Genomic DNA, 23,256 nt, shown 5'->3' with positions numbered 1-23,256 from the left:
CTCCTTTTATGGTTGGGCGACGGGCCAGCACACTTCGGTCCGGTAGCCGGCCGGTTCATCGGACGTGTCCGGTCCGAGCAGGTACATCTCGCGGATCGGCTCGGGCAGCGCGACAGCGTGTTCGGCGACGTGACTGCCCAGTGCGCCGTAGGTCCGGTCGAAATCATCGAACGGGCCCTCGTGCACGGCGACGGCGAAACGGCGCGCGGGTAGCTCGATGAGTGAAAGCATTGCCGGCAGCACCACATCCGTGTCGGCGACTGGGACGAACGCGACTACCTCGCCTTCGTCCTGCTCGAAGAAGTCGGTGCTGTAGGTGGCGCCGGCGACGCCCGCAGGCGCGATGCTCGCGGCGGCCAGCGACTCGTACAACGCCTGGAACGTCGAAGCGCACCACTCGCCGATGTGTTCGCGCGCCACCGTCGCGCCGATCGCCGCCGCCGGGAACGCCCCGACCACGCGATACTCCACGGCGATCGGAGCCGATGGCGTCAGCAGCGCGCGCAACGAGGCCACGACCGCGCGGGTGCGGGTCAGCTCGGCTTCCATGCGCTCCAGATGCGCCCGCAGCGTGGCGTCACGGGTGTTCTCGTCCGGCGCGGCCAGCACGGCGCGGATCTCCGGAACCGGCATGTCCAGCTCGCGCAGCCGCCGGATCAACTGTGCCTGCGTCACCTGCGCCGTCGCGTACCGCCGATAGCCCGAACTCGCGTCTATGCCGGCCGGAGCGAGCAGACCGATCTCGTGGTAGTAGCGCAACGTCTTCACGCTGAGATTGCTCAGCCTGGAGAATTCCCCGATGGGGACGGTGGCCGTCATGGCACCAGCCAACACCCTCCAGTGACGGGAGGGTCAAACGACACCCGCTGTTCAGGCGAGCGCGAAGGTCAGCAGCAGGGTGGTCTGGAACATGCCGCGCCACCACGAGTAGCCGAACCACACACCGGGAGTGACTTCCCGGATCTCGTCGTAGACCTGCGGCGTCGGCGAGGGCGCGTAGTTCAGTGCCCAGGTCGGCTGCCCATCGGTCAGGGCGGGCGCGACGTAGACGTCGGCGCCCCAGGCCTCGAAGCCCGCACCGGTGAGGCGGTTCATCAGGAAGCCGCCGTCCGGGCCGGTGTAGAAGGTCTTGCCGATCCACAGCGGGGGCGCGATGGCCTGCATGACCGGCGGGCGAGTGACCCAGCCCGATTTCACGCCGACCGGAACGGCGCCGAGCGGTGCGGCGCGGAAGATCGCGTCCTGCTGCTCCGGCGAGCACCGGGAACGCAGCGAATCGAGCGTCGCGGCCTTGTCGTCCGGGTAGAGGACGCAGCCGCCCCCGTAGTCGGCGGCCGCCGGGGTCGTCTGGGGCTCGTCTGCCCCTTGCGCGTCGATCACTCCGGGCGTGTCGGTGATCTCCGTATCCGCGGACGCCGCTGCGCCGAGAAAGATGCTGGGAACACCGAGCGTGAGCACCAGGGTGCTCAGGAAACGTGCACGAACTGCGATCATCATTGGCTCCAGATTTGCACACCGCTTTCCGACTCGGTGTCGATGGTAAGGCGCGCATGGTCGGTTCCGATCGGAACTACCCAACCTGTTATCCGCCATGCGCGCTGTTATCCGTCCTGCGCCGCGGACCTGGGACCGTCGGGCCGCGCCGGGGACCGGCCGCGGCAGGACTAGGCTGGCCCGTGACACCTTCTTCAGAGAGGACGCTCCCGTGCAGCCAGGTGGCCAGTTCGATATGCAACAGTTGCTCGCCCAGGCGCAGCAGATGCAGCAGGCGGTGATGGAAGCCCAGGCCGAGATCGCGGCGACCGAGGTGGACGGCGCTGCCGGCGGTGGCTTGGTGCAGGTCAGGCTGAAGGCGAGCGGTGAGGTAGTGTCGCTGACCATCGACCCGAAGGCCGTGGATCCCGACGATGTCGAGACATTGCAGGATTTGGTCATCGGTGCGGTCAACGACGCGATGGCCAACGCGCAGCGCATCGCCGCCGAACGGCTCGGACCCCTGTCCGGTGGCTTCGGCGGCGGCGGTTCGCTGCCCGGTTTCTGAGCCGAGGCAGCAGTTGTACGAGGGTCCGGTCCAGGATCTGATCGACGAATTGGGCAAGCTGCCCGGCGTCGGTCCGAAGAGCGCGCAGCGCATCGCCTTTCATCTGCTCCAGGTGGAGCCGCCGGAGATCGATCGGCTGCAGGCCGCGCTGCAGAAGGTGCGTGACGGGGTGCAGTTCTGCGTGACATGCGGAACGGTGTCCGACGGCGAGCTGTGCCGCATCTGCGCCGACCCGCGCCGGGACCGGACCATGATCTGCGTGGTCGAGGAACCCAAGGACGTGCAGGCGATCGAGCGCACCAGGGAGTTCCGCGGTCGCTACCACGTGCTCGGCGGCGCGCTCGATCCGCTCAGCGGTGTCGGCCCCGACCAGCTGCGGATCCGGGAACTCCTGGCGCGTATCGGAAACCAGGAGGACGGCGTCGACGTCAGCGAGGTGATCATCGCGACGGACCCGAACACCGAGGGCGAGGCCACCGCCACCTACCTGGTCCGGATGCTGCGCGACTTTCCGGGTCTGAGCGTGACCAGGCTGGCCTCGGGCCTGCCGATGGGCGGCGACCTCGAATTCGCCGACGAGCTCACCCTCGGGCGCGCGCTCTCCGGCCGCCGCGCGCTATAGCTTGCGAAAACGCCTCCCGCGACGGGGATTGCGCCGCGCCGGGCGTGCGTTACCGTGTCGGGGATGAGCATCGAATTCGTGCTGACGACGCTCGTCATCGTCGCCACCCCCGGCACCGGTGTGCTGTTCACGTTGGCGGCGGGGCTGTCTCGCGGTGTGCGAGCCGCGGTGATCGCGGCCTTCGGCTGCACGCTCGGCATCGTTCCGCACATGATCGCGGCGATCACGGGTCTGGCCGCGCTGCTCAACGCCAGCGCGGTCGCGTTCCAGACGCTGAAGTACCTCGGCGTCGGCTATCTGGTGTACATGGCCTGGACCACGTTCCGGGACAAGGGCGCGCTCGCCGTGCCGGAACAGACCGGGCGCACCGCACCCTCGGCGCGGAAGGTGATCACCTCGGCGGTGCTGCTGAACCTCCTCAACCCCAAGCTGACCATCTTCTTCTTCGCGTTCCTGCCGCAGTTCGTGCCCGGCGGCGCGCCGAACGCACTGGCGCGCATGCTCGAACTGAGCGGCATCTTCATGCTCGCCACCCTGGTGGTGTTCGCGGTGTACGGCGCGTGTGCCGCCGCCGTCCGCGACCAGGTCATTTCCCGTCCCGTCGTGGTCACCTGGATGCGCCGGGTCTTCGGCGCGTCGTTCCTCGCGCTGGCGGGCCGGTTGGCCACCCAGAACCAGTGACCGGGTTCAGAGGTCGACGCGCGACCAGGGCAGGCCGGGGAACCGGCTGCGGTCGTCGTTGGCCCAGCCCCAGATGAGGGCGGCTACGGTGGCGGGATCGGAGATGGTTGTGCCGAAATGCTTGTCGGGGGAGCCGTCCCGGTATTCCACGGTGTAGGCGCCGGAGTTCTCCCGGTAGGTCTGGATGTAGAACTGCTCGCCGCGTTCGACGACGAGGTACGGGTTGGGCGGGGCCAGCTCCGGAATCCACTGCTGGACCAGCGCTTCGGTCAGGTACGGGAACTCGCCCGCGCCGCCGTGCGTGACGATGGCCTCGACGTGCTCGGCGGGATCGATCAGCCAGGCCAGTTGCGGGTCGTAGACGGCATAGTTCAGCGGTGTGGCGAGTTCGAACAGCAAGTGGCGGACGAAGCCGACCGCGTCGTAGGGGCACGGCACGTGCAGTGCCGCACCGGTGGCCGCGCCGCCGACCGGCACGGTGCTGAGGAAGTTGTCCTCCTCGGGCAGTTCCGCGTTGCGTCTGTTCAGTTCGGCCGCGATCTGCGCGACCGCCCCCGACTCGGGGACGCCCTGCTGGGTGCTCAGGTAGGCGTCGACCTCCGCGATCGACGATGCGACACCGGACGGCAGCAACACGTGGTCATAGCTCACCGGGCCAGGGTACGGAACCGCTCAGGCGCGGCGCCGGGCCGTCTCGCCGTCGCCACACCGGCAGCCGCCCGCGAGGTTTCGGCAATCGAGGACGAAGGCGTGCCTGGCGTGGCTGAGCTCCAGGCAGTGTTCGTCGGTGCATTCGGCGATCCGGCTCACGTGCACGATCAGGGTTCCGTGGCAGTGGTCGAACGCGGATTCGCAAGACGAACAGTCTGATCTACGCATAATGACCTCCTGACGAGATCGTTGTCGTCGTTCGGTGATACCACCGGTGCGGGCGCCACGGTGGGACCCGGGACCGTGTGTCGCCGCGCCCGATGCTGAGCAAATATTTAGCAAATAGTTGTCGCCGCACAGCGTTTTACCCGTTATGACCCCTGCTACATGCGAAAATGGCCGCAAAGACCACTAATGCGGGTGTCCGGCACAAGGTTTCCGGACCGCACCGGAAGCATTCGGCGACCGTTGGGCATGGATGGCGGAAGTGAGGTCGGCGGTGACGTTGCGCGATGAGCGGCGAGATACCGCGACCACCGTGCGGGAACAGGTCGCGCGCTACCGCGAAGATGCTTCTGCCACCGCCGCCTACGACGAGTGCGGCGCGCCGGTCGCGGGCTACTACGACGAATTGGTCGACGCCGACGGCAAGGTGCGCCGGGTGTGGTCGCAACTGTCCGCCGACTTCGCCGAACTCGGCGGGGACGGTTTGGGCAAGCTGGACAGCCGGGTGCGCAGGCTGATCGACGACGACGGCATCACCTACCTCGAGGCCGGCGCGTCGGCCGAGAACACGCCTGCGCCGTGGCGCCTCGATCCGATTCCCTTGCCGGTCGCCGCGGACGATTGGACCCGGCTGGAGGCCGGGCTGGAACAGCGCTCCCGCGTGTTCGACGAGGTGCTCACCGACATCTACGGTCCACGCAGGACGCTCGCCTCGGGACTGCTCCCACCGGAAGTCGTGTTCGGTAATCGCGGCTACGTACGAGCCGCGCACGGCATCACCGTGCCGGGGCGGCACCAACTCTTCCTGCACGCCTGCGATCTCAGTCGCTGGGGCGACGGCCGGTTCCGGGTGCTCGCCGACTGGGCGCAGGCGCCGACCGGCGCCGGATACGCGCTGGCCGACCGCAGGGTCGTGTCGACCGCGATCCCGGAGGCATTCGAGCACGCGAATCCGCGTCCGCTGACACCCTTCGCCAGGGCGATGCGATTGATGCTGATCGAATCCGCGCAGACCGACGACGACGAACCGGTGGTCGTCGTGCTCAGTCCAGGCGTGCATTCCGAGACCGCGTTCGATCAGGCCTATCTCGCCTCCACACTCGGCTTTCCGCTGGTTGAGAGCGCCGATCTGGTGGTGCGCGACGGCGCGCTGTGGATGCGGTCGCTCGGCACGCTGAAGCGGGTGGACGTGGTGCTGCGCCGGGTGGGCGCCGAATTCTCCGATCCGCTGGACCTGCGGCCGGATTCGCGGCTGGGCGTGGTGGGACTGGTCGAGGTGCTGCGCCGCGGCGCGGTGACGGTGGTGAACACGCTCGGCAGCGGGCTGCTGGAGAATCCCGCGCTGGCCGGATTCCTGCCCGCCCTGTCGCGCGCACTGCTCGGTGCGGACCTGTTGCTGGAGAACGCGCCGTCGTACTGGGGTGGTCATGAACGGGAGCGCGGACATCTGATCGCGAATCTGGACAAGCTGATCGTTCGCTCGGCGGTCGACGGCGCCACGCTGTTCGGCCCTGAACTGAGTCGGCGGCAGCGCGACGAGATGAAGGCGCGGATCGATGCGCACGGATGGCAATGGGTTGGCCAGGAACCGGCGCAGTTCTCCGTCGCGCCCGCCATCCGCGAGCACGACGGACTCGCCGCGGCTCCGGTCGGCATGCGATTGTTCTCGCTCGCCCATCGGCGCGGCTACACCGTGATGTCCGGCGGTCTCGGCCAGCTACGTCAGCGCACGACCGATCGCGCCGCGCGGAAAGTCGCCGCCAAGGACATCTGGGTGCGGGCCGCGCCGACGGCCGCCGCCGCGATCAGCACCGAGCCGTCGCGCGAGCCGCGGCGCACCGCTCCGGTCGTGGCGGGGATCAGCTCCCCCCGCGTGCTCAACGACCTGTTCTGGATCGGCCGCTACGGCGAGCGCGCGGAGGACACCGCCCGTCTCTTGATCGCCACCCACGAGCGTTACCAAGAGTTCCGGTATCGCCCCTGGCTGGAAGGCGCGGGCGCGTTACCGATCCTCTTGGCCGCCCTCGGACGGACCACCGCCACCGCGGCTCCGACCGACGGGCTGTTCGGTCCCGAGGTGCGAGCCTTTGCGCCGCAGCAGAGTTCGGTCGATCGCGGCCTGCTCGCTCCGTCGGGTGCCGGCGTCGACGAAGGTGTGGCGCAGTACGGCGACGAGCGGTCGCACGCTGCGGCCGGATCGTTTCCGGATTCTGGTGATGCTCCGGCATCGCCCGGTGCGGGCGAGTGCGCGCAGGGGACTTCGGTGCCGGTCCGGTCACGATCTTCCGGCCACGAGACAGACGAAAAATCCTCGGCTGCCGCGCCATCCGGATCGGGAATGCCGGAAGACGCTGGGGGAGAAACTGGTTCGAAGCACATTGAGCACCACGATGCCGTGGCCCGGAACGAAGCGATGGCCGGAGCCGGAGCGCGACAACAGGTTACGGATGGTGTGGAGGCCGTCGCCGAAGGGGCGGACGACGGCGTGGCCACCGGTGCGGCGCAGGACAGCGCTCCGGCGGTACACCGGGTGCCGGGCGCGTCCCGCGCGGGCCACGACTACCTCGTCGCACTGACGATAGACCGCGAGCTGCCCGGGTCGCTGGCCTTCGCGATCGACCGGTACGGCAGCGCCGCGCGCGCCGTGCGCGACCAGTTGTCGGTGGACACGTGGATGATCCTCGGCTCGGTCGAGCGCGCGCTGGCGTGCTACCCCGCCGCGGTGGACGACCAAGAGGCGGAGTTGTCGGATGTGCATTCGCGAACCCTGGCCGGGCTGCTCGCGCTGTCCGGGATCGACGGCGAGTCGCTGATCCGCGACACCGGGTGGCACGTCAGGGACATCGGTAAGCGGATCGAGCGCGGTCTCGCCCTGACCGCGTTGCTGTCGGCCGCGCTGACCCAACGGTATCCGGAGGAGATCGAACGCGAGGTCACCGAATGGGTGCTGCGCGCCACCGAGTCTTCGGTGAGTTACCGTCGGCGCCACCAGGATTCGGTGCGGATCGCGAACGTCGCCGAGCTCCTGCTGTTCGACACCGCCAATCCGCGATCGCTGGCCTATCAGCTGGGCCGCCTGCACGCTGATTTCCAGGCGCTGCCCGGTGCGTCCGGCTCGTCGCGTCCGCAGCGGCTGCTCGCGGACGCGCGGCGCATGCTACGCCGCCTCGATCCCGACGATCTCGAGGTCACCGACGCGAACGAACGGCGCACCGAACTGGCGGAGTTGCTGGAGGGAGTGCACGTGCGCCTGCGCAAGGTATCCGAGTCCTTCGAGACCACGACGCTGTCGCTCCCGGTCGACATCCAGCCGCTGTGGGGCAGCGCGCAGGTCGTCGGATGACCGGCCGTGCGGTCCGGCGCTACCGGATCGAGCATCGCACCAAGTACTCGTACTCCGGCGAAGTCATCAACTCCTATGGGCGCGCGTACTTGACGCCGCGCGATCTCCCCGGTCAGCGTCTGCTCGCGCACGAGATCCGGATCGACCCCGCCCCCTCGGACCGGTCGGTCGGCGCGGATGTGTGGGGCAACATCACGTCCTACTTCCACGTCACCACCGAGCATCGTGCTCTGACGGTCGTCGGCGAATCGCTGGTCGAAGTCGACGCGCCCGCCCGCGACGACGCGGGCTCGGCCGCCGAGCCGTGGGAACGCGCGCGCCCGACGGGGGCCAACGGGCCGTTCGCCGTGGAGTTCGCTCTCGACCTGCACCCGCAGGAGATCACGTCGGAGATCGTCGCGTACGCGGCCGAATCCCTCCGGCCGGGCAGGCCGCTGCTGGATGCGGTGGTCGAGTTGAACACCAGGATCTACACCGACTTCGCCTACCGGTCCGGCGCCACGACGGTGTCCACCCGGGTGGCCGACGTGTTCGCGGCCCGCGCGGGCGTCTGCCAGGACTTCGCGCGCCTCGCGGTCGCCTGCTTGCGGTCGCACGGCCTCGCCGCCCGGTACGTGTCCGGCTACCTGGCCACCGATCCACCACCAGGGAAGGAGCGCATGGTCGGCGCCGACGCCACGCACGCCTGGGCGGCGGTATGGGTGCCCGGCGCCGACGGACCCGACCGCTCGGGCCGGTGGATCGACCTCGACCCCACCAACGACCAACTCGGCGACGAGCGCTACATCACCGCCGCCTGGGGCCGCGACTACGCCGACGTCCCTCCGCTGCGCGGCATCATCTACACCGACGCGAAGGACAGCACGATCACCGTCTCCGTCGACGTCACCGAGGTGGGTGTACCAGGCCATCTACCCGCGGCTCGCGAATACGGCCGGTGAAGGCATGGTCCCGGATCGCCGACGAGGTCGAGCGCCCACCGCGCCGACTGGCACGGCGGCGAGGCGAACAACCCAGGCAAATCGGCTCGGGCCCGTGGCGCGGGGTGACGGATGGTCGGACCGTCCGGTTGACGCCGTCCGCGATCCGGCCGGACGTCGGTCGTCAGCGCCCGGCTCGGACGTAGCGGGTCAGCACGGCTGCGCCGACCGTGTCGACCGACAGCAACTCGAGGTCCGCGGGCGGCTCGCCATCGGCGAACAAACGGTCACCGCTACCGAGGACCGTGGGGAAGATCAGCAGTCGGTACTCGTCGACAAGATCCTTTTCCCGCAATGCGCGAACGATGGTCAGGCTGCCGGTGACGATGACGTCGCCGGGTGCGTTCTCCACCGCCGTATGGAGGTCGCCTTCGACAAGCGTGGAATTCGTCCAGCTCGACGTGTCCGCCAGCGTGTGCGAGACAACCAGTTTCGCGGCCTTGTTCATGCGCGTGGCGAAGGGATCGTCGCGTCCGGGCCAGATGGTGGCGAACAACTCCCAGGTGCGTCGGCCCAGCAGCAGCACGCCCTCATCGAGGGCATGCGCCTCATGACCGGATTCCTTTCGATGGTGTGGCTGTGCACCGGTATGTACCGGCGAACACGCCCGAACTCATCGCTTCGATCCGGATTGCCGCGAATTCAGCTACTCCGGCGACCTGACCGGCGGGAACAGGCTCAGGCGCGCAGGCGCTCCCGGCGGAGCTGGTCGACCTCGGGCAGGTCGAGGGGCGCCAGTTCGGTGACGCCGAGGGCGCGCATCAGCAGCAGGTCGGCGAGTTCGGGGTTACGGGCCAGCGCCGGGCCGTGCATGTAGGTGCCGATCACCGAACCCTGGACGACGCCCTCCAGCCCGTCGCCGACGCCGTTGCCGACGCCGCGGGTGACACGGGCCAGACCCTGCGCGTCGCCGCCGAGTTTCGTTCCGCCCCGGTGATTCTCGAAGCCGGTGAGTGGTGCGGTGAGCCCGTCGAGCAGTGGAGTGGTGGTCACCTCGCCGATGGCGCGTTTGTGCTGCGGCGAGGTGGTGACGTCGAGCAGGCCGACGCCGTCGACTCGCTCGCCCGCCGAGGTCTCGTACCACTGGCCGAGGACTTGGATGGCCGCGCAGATCGACAGCACCGGAGCGCCTCGCCCGGCGGCGCGCTGCAAGCCGGGGTAGCGCTGCAGGTGCCGGGTGGCCAGACGCTGGGCGGAATCCTCCGCGCCGCCCAGGGTGTAGACGTCCAGGGAATCGGGCACCGGCTCCGACAGCGTGATCTCGACGATCTCGGCGTCGTAGCCGCGCATGCGCAGTCGTTGCCGCAGCACGAGCGCGTTGCCGCCGTCGCCGTAGGTGCCCATCACGTCCGGCAGCACCAGGCCGATGCGGAAGGTCGACTCGGTCATGAAGCCCGCTCCTCGAGGTCACGGTTGAGATCACGGAAGGCGGTGTAGTTGGCCAGCACTTCCACATGGCCCGCGGGGCACGACGCGATGGCGCGGACCGGATCGGGCACCAGGGTGTGCTCCACGCCCGCGTAGGTCAGTCGCACCGCCAGGTCGGTGGCGCGTTCGCCCGCCGCCACCACCTGCACGCCTTCGAAGTGCTCGAAGCGCACGTCCCACAGCCAGGACAGGTCCTCGCCGTCGGGTACCTGTCCGTTCACCGCGATCACCAGGCCCGCCGAGGTCGGCTCGATCATCGACAGCGCCTCCTGCCAGCCGGCCGGGTTCTTGGCCAGCAGCAGACGCGCGTCGTGCTCGCCGACCTGCACGGTGCGGTAGCGGCCCGCGATCTCGCGGACCGTGCCCGCGGCCGCGACGGCCTGCTCCGGGTCGGCGCCCAGCGCGACCGCGGCGGCCACCGCCTGTGCGGCGTTGCCGCGGTTGGCCCGGCCCGGCAGTGCGAGCCGCAGCGGGAAACGCTTGCCCTCCCGCCCGACCAGATCGTCCCCGTCGAGCCACCAATCCGGTTCGGGACGCTGGAAATCCGCTCCGGTACTGCGCCAGTGCGCGCCCTCCCAGACGATCGGCTCGCCGCTGCGCGGGCAGCTGGTCGCGTCCATCGCCCAGCCGCTGCCCGCAGCGACCCACACCACGTTGGGATGGTCGTAGGCGATGGAGGTGACCAGCACGTCGTCGCAGTTGGCGACCACCACGGTGGCCGGGTGCTTCGCCAGGCCCGCGCGCAGCTTGCGCTCGATCATGTTGATCTCGCCGACCCGGTCGAGCTGGTCGCGGCTGAGGTTCAGCAGCACCACCGCCGAGGGGTTCAGCGAATCGGTGACGTGCGGCAGGTGCAGTTCGTCGACCTCGATGGCGGCCAGCGGCGCGCGCCGGTGCGCGTTCAGCGCGGCGACGATGCCCGCGTCCATGTTCGCGCCGTCGGCCTGGGTCGCGACCGCGCCGAGGGTGCTGAGCGCGGCGGTGGTCATCCGCGTGGTGGTCGACTTGCCGTTCGTGCCGGTCACCAGCACGGTGCGCCGCCGCTGCCCGAGCTGGTCCATGACGGTCGGATCGATCTTCAACGCGATCAGTCCGCCGATCATCGACCCTTTGCCACGACCCGCCTTCTGCGAGGCCCAGGACGCCGCGGCCGCCGCCGCCAGCGCGAGCCGTCCGCGCACCGATAGTTCTGCCACGTCGCGAGTCTATGTTCGACGCGCGATCCGGGCGCGCCGCGGTCGGGTGGCGTGGGCCACGCGGGTCAGTCGCGGTAGAGCTTGGCCGCGTAGTTCTCCGGTGAGTAGTAGCGCTCCAGCTCCTCCACCGTCTCCGCGACGTTCGTCTGCACCTCTTTGACCAGGCAGGCGGGACTCGGCAGGGTGTCCTCCGGCCACTGCTCCGGCTCCCAGAGATGGCTGCGCATGAACGCCTTGGCGCAGTGGAAGAAGATCTGGTCGATCTCTACCTCGACAGCGAGGATCGGGCGGTGCCCGCGCACCACCATGTCGTCGAAATACGGCGCGTCGCGCACCAGCCGGGCGCGGCCGTTGATCCGCAGCGTCTCGCGGCGTCCCGGGATCACGAACAGTAGGCCGACGTGCGGGTTGGCCAGGATGTTGAGGTAGCCGTCGGCGCGGCGGTTACCGGGGCGCTCCGGGATGGCGAGGGTGGTGTCGTCGAGCACCCGCACGAACCCCGCCGGATCGCCTTTCGGCGAGGCGTCGCAGTTGCCGTCCGCGTCGCTCGTACTCATCACCAGGAACGGGGAGAGCGCGATCCACTCCCGGTCCCTGGCGTGCAGGACAGGGCGCTCCTTGGTGGCCGCGCGCGGCACCACCTCGCCGAGCAATGCCCGCAGGTCTGCCGGGTCGGTGATCTCGTCGGAGGCGGTGCTCTCACGCATAGTTCGATTCAAGCACCGCGGCCTGGGGGATGGCGATCGAATTCGGCTCCGGCGAAGGGAGATCGCTCACATCCGCTCAGACGGGGACGTCGAACATGTTCGGTGGCCGGCCGCGTAGCGGTCGGCGTCGAATCCGGCGCGCGGATTCCACAGCGTGGCCTTCAGCTGTGGGTGCGTTCGTATGCACGCACTCTTGCGCCGGTCCGGCTCGGAGATTCCTCACGAGGTCAGGAGTCGATCACCTGGCGATGAAGTCGACAGCCGTTTCCACATTTCCCGGCTGCATTCCAGTGTCGGTCAGCACCTTGAAATCGCATCGACTACGCAGCTTGTACCATCTTCCTCGATCAATTTTCACGCTCGAATGGAGGAGGTAGTCGCGCGGAATGTCTTGATGATCGTCGGAGTACCCGGAAATCCCACCTATAGTTGTATGGCAACTCATGCTGCCGTACACGACGCTTTGAGTCGCGGGCAGTAGCTTCAGCGACCATGCAAATTGTTCGAACTGTAGTTCACCTGTCCGGTGAACTTTGCGATATTGTTCTGAAACTCTCGATATGCGGAATTCGCCGTGAATTCGAGGTCTGCCGGATCGGGTTCAGCGGCAGCGAAGCACGGCATGCATAGAACCGTGGCAGTGGCGAGGGCCGCCGCAAAAGAAAACTTCATTATCCCCCCAGTTGAAAGCGTGATCTACAACCAGTCAATTCTTACTGCGCGCAGGGTGTGGGAGTCTTGTTGGGCGAATTCGTACTCGACCTCGACAACGTCTCCTATCGAGATGTCATCGAAATTCCTCCCACGTAACGAGTCCAATCCGAACCAGATGTGATCTCCGGTGAGCGACTCAACGATCCCAGTCGCGCGCTTGCTGTTCCAGCGCCAAATTTTCCCCGCGTTTTGAGTTCCCCCTCTTCCCCATGCATGGTCAGAGACTATCCTTTCGATTCGGTCAGCACAATGACTCGGAGAACAGAATTCGCCCCTGACGCCAGACCTATCACCCTGCCGCGCGGATCGATCGCGATTCACGCGGGGACGTCGAACATGTTCGGCTGGCCGGCCGCGTAGCGGTCGGCGTCGATGCGGCGCAGCGGTTCCAGTTCGGTGGCGCGGTAGAGGGTGTACATCCGGCAGCGCTCCGCGTTCGAACCGGCCACGTCCAGCAGGGCGTTCACCGCGGCGCGCGCGGACTCGTTGGCGCCCTCCATGGTGGCCAGGTCGACGTTGGTGCGCACGTAATCGCCTGCCAGGAAGAGGTTTTCCAGTGCGCCGTGCGGTTGCGGACGGTACTCCCACGACCCGGCGGTGTTGATGAGCAGCGGGTCGGCGTTGGCGTTGCGCCGCTCGCCCTCCTGCCAGGTGATGCCGGGATCGAGGAACCAGGAGTGCAGGTCGGCGTCGCGCAGCACCTCGCCGCGATCGTCCAAATGGGCCTTGATCTGGGCCCACGCCTCCCGAGCGATCTCCTCGTGGGTGCACTCCTTGGCGGGTTTGCCGAACACGATGCCGGGGGTGTTCCAGTCGGAGATGTCCACCGAAAGGCAGTCCTGCGCGCCGCCGTCGCCGAATTCGGTCAGCTTGCGGCGCCACAGCTGGTTCTGGCTGATCGAGGTGAGCGACCACGGCGCGTCGATGTAGGCGGTGTGACCGCGCGAGATGTCGGCCGGTCGGCGCAGATAGAACTGGATGCCGTTCATCCAGTCGGTGAACAGGTTGTCCATCCCGGCCAAATCGGGCCTGACCTCGAGTACTTGCGGCGACCACAGCGTTCGCGCGCGTTCGGCGGGCAACGCCACGACGAAGTAGTCGGCCTCGACCGTGCGTTGCGCGCCGGTCTCGTCCACGACCCGGGCCGCGACGATCCTGCGGTCGCGCACCTCCAGCTCGCGCACCTCGGCGCCGAGCACGAAATCCGCTCCGAGTTCGCGGATCCGCCGAGTCCACGGCTCGATCCAGACCGCGTTGGTCGGACCGTTCAGTACCCGGTCCAGGCTGCCGTCGTTGCCGATCCCCAAGGGATTGCCGAGGAACTGCTCGCCCATCGTGCCGATGGTGCGCACGCTCGCGATGTTCTCTTTCGCGGCGACCATGATGCTGGTCAGCGTGCGCGACAGCAGCGCGCGGAACTCGTGCGAGCGCGCGTGGCCGCCGACGAAATCGTGCCAGGAGGTGCGCTCCCATTGGCCGAGGCGGCGGGCGTCGCAGCTGGTGTTGAAGACCAGCAGGCGTTCGGCGAAGTAGACGCCCTCGTTGGAAGGCATCTTGAGTGCGGTCGACAGCGCCGCGCCGAGCGTTTCGCGGAAACTGTCCGGGGAGAACTCGGCACGGGCGCGCGGACCGAGCGGGACGCGGAAGTCGTCGCCGCCGTGCCGGGCGAATCGTGCTTCCGGCACCGCGACCAGGTTGTCCCACACGCCGTTCGCGTTGCCGGGGAACGGGATTCGGCGCATCGTGTCCGGCACGTGCTGATAGAAGCCGGGGAAGAAACGGAAGCCGTGTTCGCCGGGCAGATCCGGCCGTCCACCCGTTCCGGTGCCGGGCACGCCGACGCTGCGGGCTTTGCCGCCCCACGCCCGTTTCTCGTAGATGGTGACCTGGAAACCGCGTTCCGCCAGCTCGTGTGCCGCGGTCAGGCCCGCGACACCGCCGCCGAGTACCGCGACCCTTTTGCCGCCGGGATTCGCTGCGGCAGGCGTGGGTTTCAGCGCACCCGCCGTCAGTGCCCCCGCCGTAGCCACCCCCGCCGCGACCGTGTTACGAAGCAGTGCTCTTCGCGATACGGTCCACTGATTGTCTGCCATGCGCCGCTCTGCTGCCTAGCCTAGGGACCAACTTCCACGCCGGGCACTACTGTAAAGCGGCAAGCCGATCGATTCGCACCGACCCCGTACAGCGGCCGGTGCGGAATGCGAATTTCGTGACGGAATGCACACCGAACGTGGGTACGGCCCGCTAGGCCGGGCGACCGGTACCTGCCATCGCGGGTGTTCCCGATGGCTCGATGCGGGCGTTCACCGTAGTCGCGCGTGGCCTGCTCGACGTGGCGGCGAACGCTCCCGCCAGCACCACCACCCCGCCGATCAGCGACAACGTGGTCGGAGTCTCGCCCAGGAAAGTCCACGCCGCGGCGATGCCGACGATGGGAACGAGCAGGGAGAACGGCGCGACCAGGCCGGCCGGATAGCGACCGAGCAGATAGGTCCACAACCCCGTGCCGACCACAGTGGCGAGGACGGCGATATAGGCGAGCGCCAGCAGAGCGGGCAGGCCCGCCGGTGTGAACGCTTCGGCCAAAGCCCGCGCTCCCGTGGTCGGCCCCTCGGCGAACGCCGACAGCGCGAACAGCGGCACCGGCGGGATGGCGGTGGTCCACAGCATCAGGTGCAGCGGGTTGACGCCGGGGGTCTCGGTACCGGCCAGTCGTGCGCCGATATTGCCGAACGCCCAGCCCAACCCACCCGCCAAGGTCAGCAGAACCGGAAGCAGGGTGGCGTGGGCGAGCCGGTCCCAGCCGATCACCGCCATGCCCGCCACCGCGACGGCGATGCCCGCGATCTGCACCGGGCGGATCCGCTCGCCCAGCAGCAGCGTGCCGAGCAGCACGGTGAACGGCGCCGAGGATTGCAGTACCAGCGAGGCCAGGCCGGTCGGCATGCCCACCCGCATCGCGGTGAACAGGAACGCGAACTGCAGGATGCCGAAACCGGTGCCGTACAGAAGGATCCACCGCATCCGCACCGGAGGGCGCGGGATGAAAAGCAGCGCGGGCACCGCGAGCACGGCGAAGCGCAGCGCCGCGAAGAAGAACGGGGGGAAGTGGTCGAGCCCGACCCGGATGGCGAGGAAATTCAATCCCCAGAGCAGGACGACGGTCAGGCCGAGCAGGCGGTCGCGGTTGGTCACGCCTTCATCGTGCGGTCTGCTAAAGATCAGAACAATCGAATAATTATGGATCAATGATGTAGCTTCACTTAATGAATTTCGGTTCCGCACCGGTCGTGGCCGGCCCGCCCATGGCGCTGGAGAGGTTGCGTGTGCTGCGTGAGCTGGCCGATCGCGGCACGGTGGCCGCCGTGGCGGCAGCACTGTCCATGACGCCCTCCGCCGTTTCCCAGCAGCTCAAGGTGCTCGCGCGGGAGGCGGGCGTGGCCCTGCTCGAACCGGACGGCAGACGCGTGCGGCTCACCGACGCGGGTCGTGCACTGGTGGTGCGCGCCGACGAAGTGCTCGCCGCAATGGATCGCGCGGTCGCCGAGATGGCGCACTATCGCGGCTCGCCGCGCGGACGGGTCCGCGTCGCGGTGTTTCCCTCGGGCGGTGCGTTGCTGCTGCCGCATGTGCTGCCCGGCATGGTGGACAGCGGAGTCGAGGTGATCGCGCGCGACGAAGACGTGCCGCCCTCGGAAGTGGCGCGACTGCTCGCCGATTACGACGTGGTGCTGACCCATCGCGACGAGCGCGCCGCACCTATCGCCGACCCACGCGTCGCGACCCGGGTGCTCATGCGCGAGCCGATCGATGTGGTCGCGGCGCCGACGCATCGGCTCGCTGGCCGTTCGGCCGTCGCGCCGGAGGAACTGGCCGACGAGACCTGGCTCAGCGTGCGGGGCGGTTTTCCCGTCGACGACGTACTGCGCTCGATCGCCACCGTGACCGGCGTACAGCCGCGTATAGCGCAGCGCCTCAACGATTTCCGCGTCATCGAGACGCTGGTCGCCACCGGCTACGGTGTCGCGCTCATGCCTCGCTACGCGGTCGGCCACCCTGATCTGGCGGTGCTACGGCTGTCCGGCGTGCGCGCCGCTCGGATATACGAACTGGCCACCCGGCCCCGGGCCGAGGCCCGTCCGGCGATCGCGGCCGTGCTCGCGGCGTTCGAGTCGGCCGCCGCACTCGCGACGGCCGACTCCGCGCACGGAAAGGGTTCCGCCGCAGGAGCATGATTCCGCGCGACGATCAGAATCCGTGCGGTGGCTGGTGCCGGTAGGGATGCTGGGCCTGCGAGCTGACGTAGCCGAAGTCGTCGGCGACCATCGCCGCCAGCTCCAGCAGCGCCCGCCGGGTCGGCTTGCTCACCAGTTCCAGATCGATTTCCGCGCCCTCGGCGAGGTGATCGTCGAACGGCACGACCTGCACCGCGCGGGTGCGATCGAGGAACAGCTTGCGCAGCTGGTCGAGGTCGACGGTGGACGCGCCGCGCCGGGAAGCGTTCACCACCACGACGGTTCGTTCCACCAGCTTGCCGTAGCCGTGGTGGTCGAGCCAGTCCAGCGTGGCCGACGCGCTGCGCGCGCCGTCGATGGCGGGCGAGGTGACCAGCACCAGCGAGCTCGCCATGTCCAGCACGCCCGCCATCGCCGAGTGCATCAAGCCGGTGCCGCAGTCGGTCAGGATGATGTTGTAGAACGACTGCAGAATGCTGATCGCCTTGCGGTAGTCCGCTTCGCTGAACGCCTCGGAGACCGCCGGATCCTGTTCACTGGCGAGCACTTCCAAGCGGCTCGGCGCCTGCGAGGTGTGCGCCCGCACGTCGGAGTACCTGGTGATGTGCTGATCCTCGAGCAGGTTGCGCACGGTGGAGCGGGTCTGGCGCGGCACCCGGTGCGCGAGCGTGCCCAGGTCGGGGTTGGCGTCGATCGCGATGACCCGGTCGCCACGCTGCGAAGCGAAGGTGGAGCCGAGACCGACCGTGGTGGTGGTCTTCCCGACACCGCCCTTGAGCGAAAGGATCGCGATCCGGTAGTCACCGCGCACCGGCTGGTTCACCCGGTCGGCGAGGTCCTGGTAGACGATGTCGGCCGCCGACTCGCCCGGATTGATCATGCCGCCGGACACCTTGTGCACCGCACGACGCCAGCCGCTGCGCGGCGCCCTGCGGGCGCGCCGGAGCAGATTCAGGTCGTTCACCGAATGTCCCGGCTGGCCGGGCTGCGGCACATGCTGCGGTTGGAACGGCGGTACCGACTGGTGCGGACCCGGCCCGCCTTGCCAGCCCGGCCCCTGCGGTTGCCCGAGCGGCGGCGGAGGCGGCGGTTGATAGGCGGGCGGCGGAGGCTGGTGCGTCACCGGCGGAGGCGGCGGCGCCCAGCTGTAGATCGGGCCGCTGGGCTGATCGAGTTGCGGCGCAGGAGATTCGGGCTGCGCGGAATCCATGGGCACATGCCGGGTCAGGCCGTCGCCGCCGATCTCCTGGCGGTACTCCCCGTAACCGGGATGAGGTCCGTCCGGAGGCGGGGCTATCGGGTGGCTACCGCTATGGCCCGACGGTGGCTGAAAGGTGCCGGTAGTGAACGGCTCTCCTGGAAAGGGCGACGGAGGGGGATACGCGCCCGCGTTCGGCGGGGCGTACGAGCCGTAGGGCTCGGCCGGTCCGGCCTGCGGGGGAGCCCATGCCTGCGCCACCGGGGCGGCTTGCGGGTAGGCCGTGGTCTGCTCCGTCGAGCCGTGCGGCTCGGGCTGTTCGGGTTGGGCGTCCGGCTGGGCCGACCCGGCCGACACGTCGGTTTCCTTCGCTTCCGTGCCGCCGGCAGGCTCGGCCGACGGGTCCTTGGCCGATGACTCCACGTCGCTGACTTCGGCCGTATCCACGGAATGACTCTGCAGCCAGGGTGGAGAGGTCGGATTGTGGTCGTTTGCTGTCACGGTTCCCCCATCTGCTCGGGAGTTCGAGCAGAGAGCTCGGCGCTTGGAGTGCGAATCCAACGCTAGCACGGGGTTCGCTACCCCGTGTCGCGGTAGGCATGCCGGGCTTGGGGAGCCGAATGCCCGCGACAAATGGTCTGTCCCAGCGAGATCGGGCGCCGCGCGGTGGAACCCGCGCGGCGCCCGTCCGCGTACTTGCCGAGATGCGCTGTCAGTGCGCCCGGTTCACCGCCGACACCACCGCGCGCAGCGACGCGGTCGTGATCGAGGTGGCGATGCCGACGCCCCACACCACCTTGTCGCCGATCGCGCACTCCACGTAGGCGGCGGCCTGCGCGTCGTCACCCGCGGACATGGCGTGCTCGGAGTAGTCCAGCACCTCGACGTCGAAACCGACGGCGGCGATCGCGTCGACGAACGCCGCGAGCGGTCCGTTGCCCTTGCCGGTGATCTCCTGCTCGACGCCGTCGACCTTCACCACGGCCACGATCGAGTCGACCCCGCCGTCGGTCTCCGACGCGGTGACCTTCTGGCGCATCCGCTCCAGCGGCCGGATCGGGCTCAGGTACTCCTCGTGGAAGACGTCCCACATCTCCTTGGGCGTCACCTCGCCGCCCTCGCCGTCGGTGATCTTCTGGATCGCCTGGGAGAACTCGATCTGCAGCCGCCTCGGCAACGCCAGCCCGTGGTCGGTCTTCATGATGTAGGCGACGCCGCCCTTGCCGGACTGCGAGTTGACCCGGATGACCGCCTCGTAGGTGCGACCCACGTCCTTCGGGTCGATCGGCAGGTAGGGCACCTCCCAGACGATGTCGTCGACGTCCGCCTCGGCGGCGTCGGCCGCGGTCTTCATCGCGTCCAGACCCTTGTTGATGGCGTCCTGGTGGCTGCCGGAGAACGCGGTGTAGACCAGGTCGCCGCCGTACGGGTGCCGCTCGTGCACCGGCAACTGGTTGCAGTACTCGACGGTGCGGCGGACCTCATCGATGTCGGAGAAGTTGATCTGCGGATCGACGCCGCGGGAGAACAGGTTCATCCCCAGCGTGACCAGGCACACGTTGCCGGTGCGCTCGCCGTTGCCGAACAGGCAGCCCTCGATCCGGTCGGCGCCGGCCTGGTAGCCCAGCTCGGCGGCGGCCACGGCGGTGCCGCGGTCGTTGTGCGGGTGCAGCGACAGCACGATCGCCTCGCGGCGGGCCAAGTTGCGGCTCATCCACTCGATCGAGTCGGCGTAGACGTTCGGAGTCGCCATCTCCACGGTGGCGGGCAGGTTGATGATCAGCGGCTTCTCCGGCGTCGGGGCGATGATCGCCGAGACCGCGTCGCAGACGTCCTTGGCGTACTCCAGCTCCGTGCCGGTGTAGGACTCCGGGCTGTACTCGTAACGCCAATTGGTGTCCGGGTAGCGCTGCTCGATCTCCAGGCACAACGCGGCGGCGTCGGTGGCGATCTTCTTGACCGCGTCGCGGTCGGCGCGGAAGACCACCTTGCGCTGCAGGATCGAGGTGGAGTTGTAGAAGTGCACGATGACGTTCTGCGCGCCCGCGCAGGCTTCGAACGTGCGCTCGATCAGCTCCGGGCGGCACTGGGTGAGCACCTGAATGGTGACGTCGTCGGGGATCGCGCCGTCCTCGATGATCTCGCGGACGAAGTCGAAATCGGTCTGGCTGGCCGAGGGGAAGCCGACCTCGATCTCCTTGTAACCCATCCGCACCAGCAGGTCGAACATGCGGCGCTTGCGGGCCGGGCTCATCGGGTCGATCAACGCTTGGTTGCCGTCGCGCAGGTCGACCGCGCACCAGCCGGGCGCCCGGTCGATGACCTTGTCCGGCCAGGTGCGGTCGGGCAGCGTGATCGGCTCGACCTCCTCGGCGAAGGGCCGGTAACGGAACGTCGGCATCGAGGAGTTCTTCTGTTTGTTCCAGCCGGGCTGGTCGGCGGGGGCTGGTCTGCTAGGCGCGGTGATGGTGCGCGCGCCGGACACAAATGCGTCAGCAGGGGACATGGGCGGTTCTCCCGAGGATGTCGTTTTTCCCAATGGGGCTGGTCGACCGGCGCGGCAAAACCCCGCGACGGGAGCCGGTCCGATCAGACCCCGTCGCGGCGGTCGAGAAGAAGTGCCCGCTGCATGATGTCCGCGAGTTTACCGTGCGGAGATACTGCCGGGAAGGGTGGTCCCGTCGTCGGGTGATCCGACGACCCCGCTACCGTTCGGTCCGGCAGTGAACCACGCTTGTACGGGCCCAGGGTCCGACGGGACGTCGAAGGATTGGCAATGACCTGGCTGGAGCAACTGGCCGTCTTCGGTGCGGGCATCGCGGCGGGCGGCATCAATACGATCGTCGGCTCCGGCACGCTGATCACCTTTCCCGTTCTGCTCGCGTTCGGCCTGCCGCCGGTGACCGCGAATGTGTCCAACACCATCGGTCTGGTCCCCGGCTCGATCAGTGGCGTGCACGGATACCGCCGCGAACTGGCGGGGCAGCGCGAGCGGCTGCTGCGCTTGGGCACCGCCTCGCTGCTCGGCGGCATCACCGGTGCGGTGCTGCTGCTGGTGCTGCCCGCCCAAGCGTTCAAGGCGATCGTGCCCATTCTCATCATGGTGGCATTGGTGCTGGTCGTCGTGCAGCCACGGCTGGCGAGCTGGGTCAAGCGCCGCCGGGAGAACGACGGCGCCCCGGTGCCGGAGCACGGGGGGCCCATCCTGCTCGCCGCGGTTTACGCCGCCGGTGTCTACGGCGGGTACTTCGGGGCCGCGCAAGGCGTGCTGCTGATCGGGTTGCTCGGCGTTTTCGTGCACGACGACATCCAGCGCCTCAACGGGGCGAAGAACGTGCTCGCCCTGATCGTGAACGCGGTCTCCGCGCTGATCTTCATCGTCGTTGCGGACGTGGACTGGCGCGCGGTGGTGCTGATCGCGCTCGGCTCGATCATCGGCGGGCAACTCGGCGCGCGGTTGGGCAGGCGGATGCCGCCGACCTTGCTGCGGGCGGTCATCGTCGTGGTCGGACTGATCGCGGTGATCCGTTTGGTGACGTCCTAGAGCCGGATGTCAATCCTCAGGGTGACGACGGCCGCCGGGCACGGAGCCCAGGATGAATGCCGTGCCTAGCTGGAGAATCGTCATCGTCGCCGCGCTCGCCGCGCTGCTGCCCGTGGTGAGCGGCTGCGGCGGCCCGCCGAGCCGACACGAGTCGGCGGTCGCGGACCTGGTCGCCCAGGCCGACGCCGCGCCGACGCCCCGGCTGGAGTGGGCGGGGTGCGCGGAGCCGGAGCTGAGCCGGTTCCAGTGCGCGACCGCGCAAGTTCCGGTGGACTACGCGCACCCCGACGGCCCGACCCTCGGGCTGGCGGTGGTGCGTCAGCAGGCCGCCGACCCGCAGCGGCGGATCGGCACGCTGTTCTCCGCCGTCGGCGGTCCCGGAGGCTCGGGGCTGCGCTGGGCGGCGAAGGGAGAACTGTTAGGCGGCGAACTCGCGCGCCGCTTCGACGTGGTCACCTTCGACCAGCGCGGCGTCGGCCGCAGCGGGCAGGTGCGGTGTTTCGCGGACGCCGAGCAGCAGCGGCGGTTCTGGTCCGGCGCCCCGCTGCCGCCCGTGCGTCCGGAGCAGGAGCGCGCGGCCGACGCGGCGAGCCGCGAACTGGCCGCCGGTTGCGCGGCGCACGGCGGCGCGTTGCTCGGGCACCTGACCACCGTCGACGCGGCGCGCGACCTGGACCTGCTGCGCCGGGCCGTCGGCGACCCCCAGCTGACCTATGAAGGCGGTTCCTACGCGAGCTACCTGGGCCAGATGTACGGCGCGCTGTTCGGCGATCGGGTGCGCGCCCTGCACCTGGCGTCGATGATCGACCCGGACGCCTACACCAACGACACGCGCAGCGCCATCGAGACCACCGCGGCCGGGACCGAGGAAGTGCTCGATGAATTCCTGCGGTTGTGCGCGGACGCGGGCCGGGAGCGCTGTGCCTTCGCGGCGCCGGACGGCGGCGCGGGTGATCCCGGCCGCTCCACTGACCTTCGCGCTCGCAATGACGCTGTGCTGCAACGTCTTCGCGACGCGCCGCTGGTGGTGGGGGCCGGGGAGCGAGCGCGCACGGTCACCTACGCCGAGGCGCTGTCGTCGCATGCGCTGTTGCTGTACGACCCGGACGAGGGTTGGCCCGCCCTGGCTCAACTGCTCGCCGAACTGGAGCGCGGCCCCTCGGGCGATCCCGACACGGTCGGCCGGATCCTCTCGGCCACAACGCAACCGTATGACTTCCTCGACTCGTTCACGGCGATCTCCTGTGCGGACAACAACTTTCCCCGTGACTCGGCCCAATGGCCTTCGCTTGCAAAGGATCTGGCGCGTGTCAGCTCTACTTACGGCCCGCTCTGGCTGTGGCTGCACCAGGCCTGCGCCTCTTGGCCGTCGCCGCCCGAGGGGTATGCCCAGCGATACGCCGGGCCGTGGATCCTGCGATCGGACACCCCAGCCGTGCTGGTGAACAACCGATTCGACCCGGTCACCCCGCTCAGCGCCGCGCGGCGCGCGCAGCGGGAACTGGTGAACGCACGGTTGGTCGTCGTCGAAGGCGGCTACGGGCACGCTGTGCTCGGCGAATGCACACGCAAACTGCGCGAGCGCTATCTCGTCGACTTGCAACTGCCCGCCCCGGGAGCGACCTGTCGCGCGGACGAGCTGCCGTTCGAGCGATAGCGAAAACGGATATCTGTTCACAAATCGGGAATAC

19 protein-coding genes and 1 pseudogene are annotated in these 23,256 nt (G+C 68.8%); 8 read left to right on the top strand and 12 right to left on the bottom strand.

The genetic code is table 11. The annotated features are described in order from the left end of the window. Positions 1 to 6 precede the first annotated feature (6 nt). Both AB0L97_RS29780 and AB0L97_RS29775 read right to left on the bottom strand, forming a co-directional pair. On the bottom strand, positions 7 to 819 hold the full coding sequence (locus AB0L97_RS29780; RefSeq protein WP_364435920.1) for a MerR family transcriptional regulator: 813 nt from the start codon (positions 817 to 819) through the stop codon (positions 7 to 9). A 51-nt stretch (positions 820 to 870) separates the two neighbouring features. Further along, positions 871 to 1,494, bottom strand: a complete 624-nt coding sequence (locus AB0L97_RS29775) for a hypothetical protein (RefSeq protein ID WP_356963423.1) — start codon at positions 1,492 to 1,494, stop codon at positions 871 to 873. Positions 1,495 to 1,705: 211 nt separating this feature from the next. Here AB0L97_RS29775 and AB0L97_RS29770 point away from each other — a divergent pair, with 211 nt between their 5' ends. From AB0L97_RS29770 to AB0L97_RS29760, 3 genes are all read left to right on the top strand, one after another. Beyond that, positions 1,706 to 2,041, top strand: coding sequence for a YbaB/EbfC family nucleoid-associated protein (locus tag AB0L97_RS29770; RefSeq protein WP_355078724.1), 336 nt, complete (start codon positions 1,706 to 1,708; stop codon positions 2,039 to 2,041). A gap of 13 nt (positions 2,042 to 2,054) precedes the next feature. After that, positions 2,055 to 2,663 carry a recombination mediator RecR gene (gene recR, locus AB0L97_RS29765; protein ID WP_063018922.1) on the top strand — a complete coding sequence of 203 codons (609 nt, stop codon included), beginning with the start codon at positions 2,055 to 2,057 and terminating at the stop codon, positions 2,661 to 2,663. A gap of 63 nt (positions 2,664 to 2,726) precedes the next feature. Next, the gene (locus AB0L97_RS29760) at positions 2,727 to 3,344 is read left to right on the top strand and encodes a LysE family translocator (RefSeq protein ID WP_356963424.1); all 618 of its coding nucleotides are present in this window, start codon (positions 2,727 to 2,729) and stop codon (positions 3,342 to 3,344) included. 6 nt (positions 3,345 to 3,350) lie between these two features. Here AB0L97_RS29760 and AB0L97_RS29755 read toward each other — a convergent pair whose 3' ends face one another. Together AB0L97_RS29755 and AB0L97_RS29750 are read right to left on the bottom strand one after the other, a co-directional pair. Continuing rightward, positions 3,351 to 3,995, bottom strand: a complete 645-nt coding sequence (locus AB0L97_RS29755; RefSeq protein WP_355078722.1) for a hypothetical protein — start codon at positions 3,993 to 3,995, stop codon at positions 3,351 to 3,353. Between the two features lie 21 nt (positions 3,996 to 4,016). After that, positions 4,017 to 4,223 (bottom strand): hypothetical protein, encoded by a 207-nt coding sequence (locus AB0L97_RS29750; protein WP_364435912.1) that lies wholly within the window; start codon positions 4,221 to 4,223, stop codon positions 4,017 to 4,019. 250 nt (positions 4,224 to 4,473) lie between these two features. Between AB0L97_RS29750 and AB0L97_RS29745 the strand changes: the two genes are divergently transcribed. Together AB0L97_RS29745 and AB0L97_RS29740 are read left to right on the top strand one after the other, a co-directional pair. Next, on the top strand, positions 4,474 to 7,563 hold the full coding sequence (locus AB0L97_RS29745) for a circularly permuted type 2 ATP-grasp protein (protein ID WP_364435909.1): 3,090 nt from the start codon (positions 4,474 to 4,476) through the stop codon (positions 7,561 to 7,563). Continuing rightward, on the top strand, positions 7,560 to 8,504 hold the full coding sequence (locus AB0L97_RS29740) for a transglutaminase family protein (RefSeq protein WP_364435906.1): 945 nt from the start codon (positions 7,560 to 7,562) through the stop codon (positions 8,502 to 8,504). The genes AB0L97_RS29745 and AB0L97_RS29740 overlap by 4 nt, the downstream gene beginning before the upstream one ends. Positions 8,505 to 8,667: 163 nt before the next feature. On the opposite strand, the pseudogene AB0L97_RS29735 reads toward AB0L97_RS29740, so the two are convergent. From AB0L97_RS29735 to AB0L97_RS29710, 6 genes and pseudogenes are all read right to left on the bottom strand, one after another. Then, positions 8,668 to 9,075: pseudogene (locus tag AB0L97_RS29735) on the bottom strand (dihydrofolate reductase family protein); the annotation flags it as partial. Between the two features lie 146 nt (positions 9,076 to 9,221). Then, entirely contained in the window at positions 9,222 to 9,932 is a 711-nt protein-coding gene (locus tag AB0L97_RS29730; RefSeq protein WP_356963429.1) for a glutamine amidotransferase, read from the bottom strand. Then, positions 9,929 to 11,167, bottom strand: a complete 1,239-nt coding sequence (locus AB0L97_RS29725; RefSeq protein ID WP_355078717.1) for a Mur ligase family protein — start codon at positions 11,165 to 11,167, stop codon at positions 9,929 to 9,931. Before AB0L97_RS29725 ends, AB0L97_RS29730 begins: the two co-directional genes overlap by 4 nt. Before the next feature lie 65 nt (positions 11,168 to 11,232). Beyond that, the gene (locus tag AB0L97_RS29720; RefSeq protein ID WP_364435901.1) at positions 11,233 to 11,874 is read right to left on the bottom strand and encodes a pyridoxamine 5'-phosphate oxidase family protein; all 642 of its coding nucleotides are present in this window, start codon (positions 11,872 to 11,874) and stop codon (positions 11,233 to 11,235) included. A gap of 1,031 nt (positions 11,875 to 12,905) precedes the next feature. Beyond that, complete coding sequence (locus tag AB0L97_RS29715) at positions 12,906 to 14,681, bottom strand: FAD-dependent oxidoreductase (protein ID WP_364435898.1); 1,776 nt, start codon at positions 14,679 to 14,681, stop codon at positions 12,906 to 12,908. Between the two features lie 151 nt (positions 14,682 to 14,832). After that, entirely contained in the window at positions 14,833 to 15,783 is a 951-nt protein-coding gene (locus AB0L97_RS29710) for an EamA family transporter (RefSeq protein ID WP_355078713.1), read from the bottom strand. A 110-nt stretch (positions 15,784 to 15,893) separates the two neighbouring features. On the opposite strand from AB0L97_RS29710, the gene AB0L97_RS29705 reads away from it, so the two are divergent. Then, positions 15,894 to 16,823: a LysR family transcriptional regulator gene (locus tag AB0L97_RS29705; RefSeq protein WP_355078738.1), complete on the top strand. Its 930-nt coding sequence runs from the start codon at positions 15,894 to 15,896 to the stop codon at positions 16,821 to 16,823. Between the two features lie 13 nt (positions 16,824 to 16,836). Here AB0L97_RS29705 and AB0L97_RS29700 read toward each other — a convergent pair whose 3' ends face one another. Further along, complete coding sequence (locus AB0L97_RS29700; protein ID WP_355078712.1) at positions 16,837 to 18,468, bottom strand: AAA family ATPase; 1,632 nt, start codon at positions 18,466 to 18,468, stop codon at positions 16,837 to 16,839. 265 nt (positions 18,469 to 18,733) lie between these two features. Further along, a complete protein-coding gene (gene leuA / locus AB0L97_RS29695) occupies positions 18,734 to 20,527 on the bottom strand; it encodes a 2-isopropylmalate synthase (RefSeq protein ID WP_355078711.1) in 1,794 nt (597 codons plus the stop codon). Positions 20,528 to 20,797: 270 nt separating this feature from the next. On the opposite strand from leuA, the gene AB0L97_RS29690 reads away from it, so the two are divergent. Next, positions 20,798 to 21,565, top strand: coding sequence for a sulfite exporter TauE/SafE family protein (locus AB0L97_RS29690; RefSeq protein WP_364435893.1), 768 nt, complete (start codon positions 20,798 to 20,800; stop codon positions 21,563 to 21,565). Positions 21,566 to 21,626: 61 nt separating this feature from the next. Next, the gene (locus AB0L97_RS29685) at positions 21,627 to 23,222 is read left to right on the top strand and encodes an alpha/beta hydrolase (RefSeq protein ID WP_364435890.1); all 1,596 of its coding nucleotides are present in this window, start codon (positions 21,627 to 21,629) and stop codon (positions 23,220 to 23,222) included. The last annotated feature ends 34 nt before the right edge of the window (positions 23,223 to 23,256 follow it).

Source organism: Nocardia sp. NPDC051911 (assembly GCF_040681035.1).
GTDB classification, from domain to species: domain Bacteria; phylum Actinomycetota; class Actinomycetes; order Mycobacteriales; family Mycobacteriaceae; genus Nocardia; species Nocardia sichangensis.
Note: the sequence above shows the minus strand (reverse complement) of the source record. Positions and strands in the feature narration are given on the sequence as shown.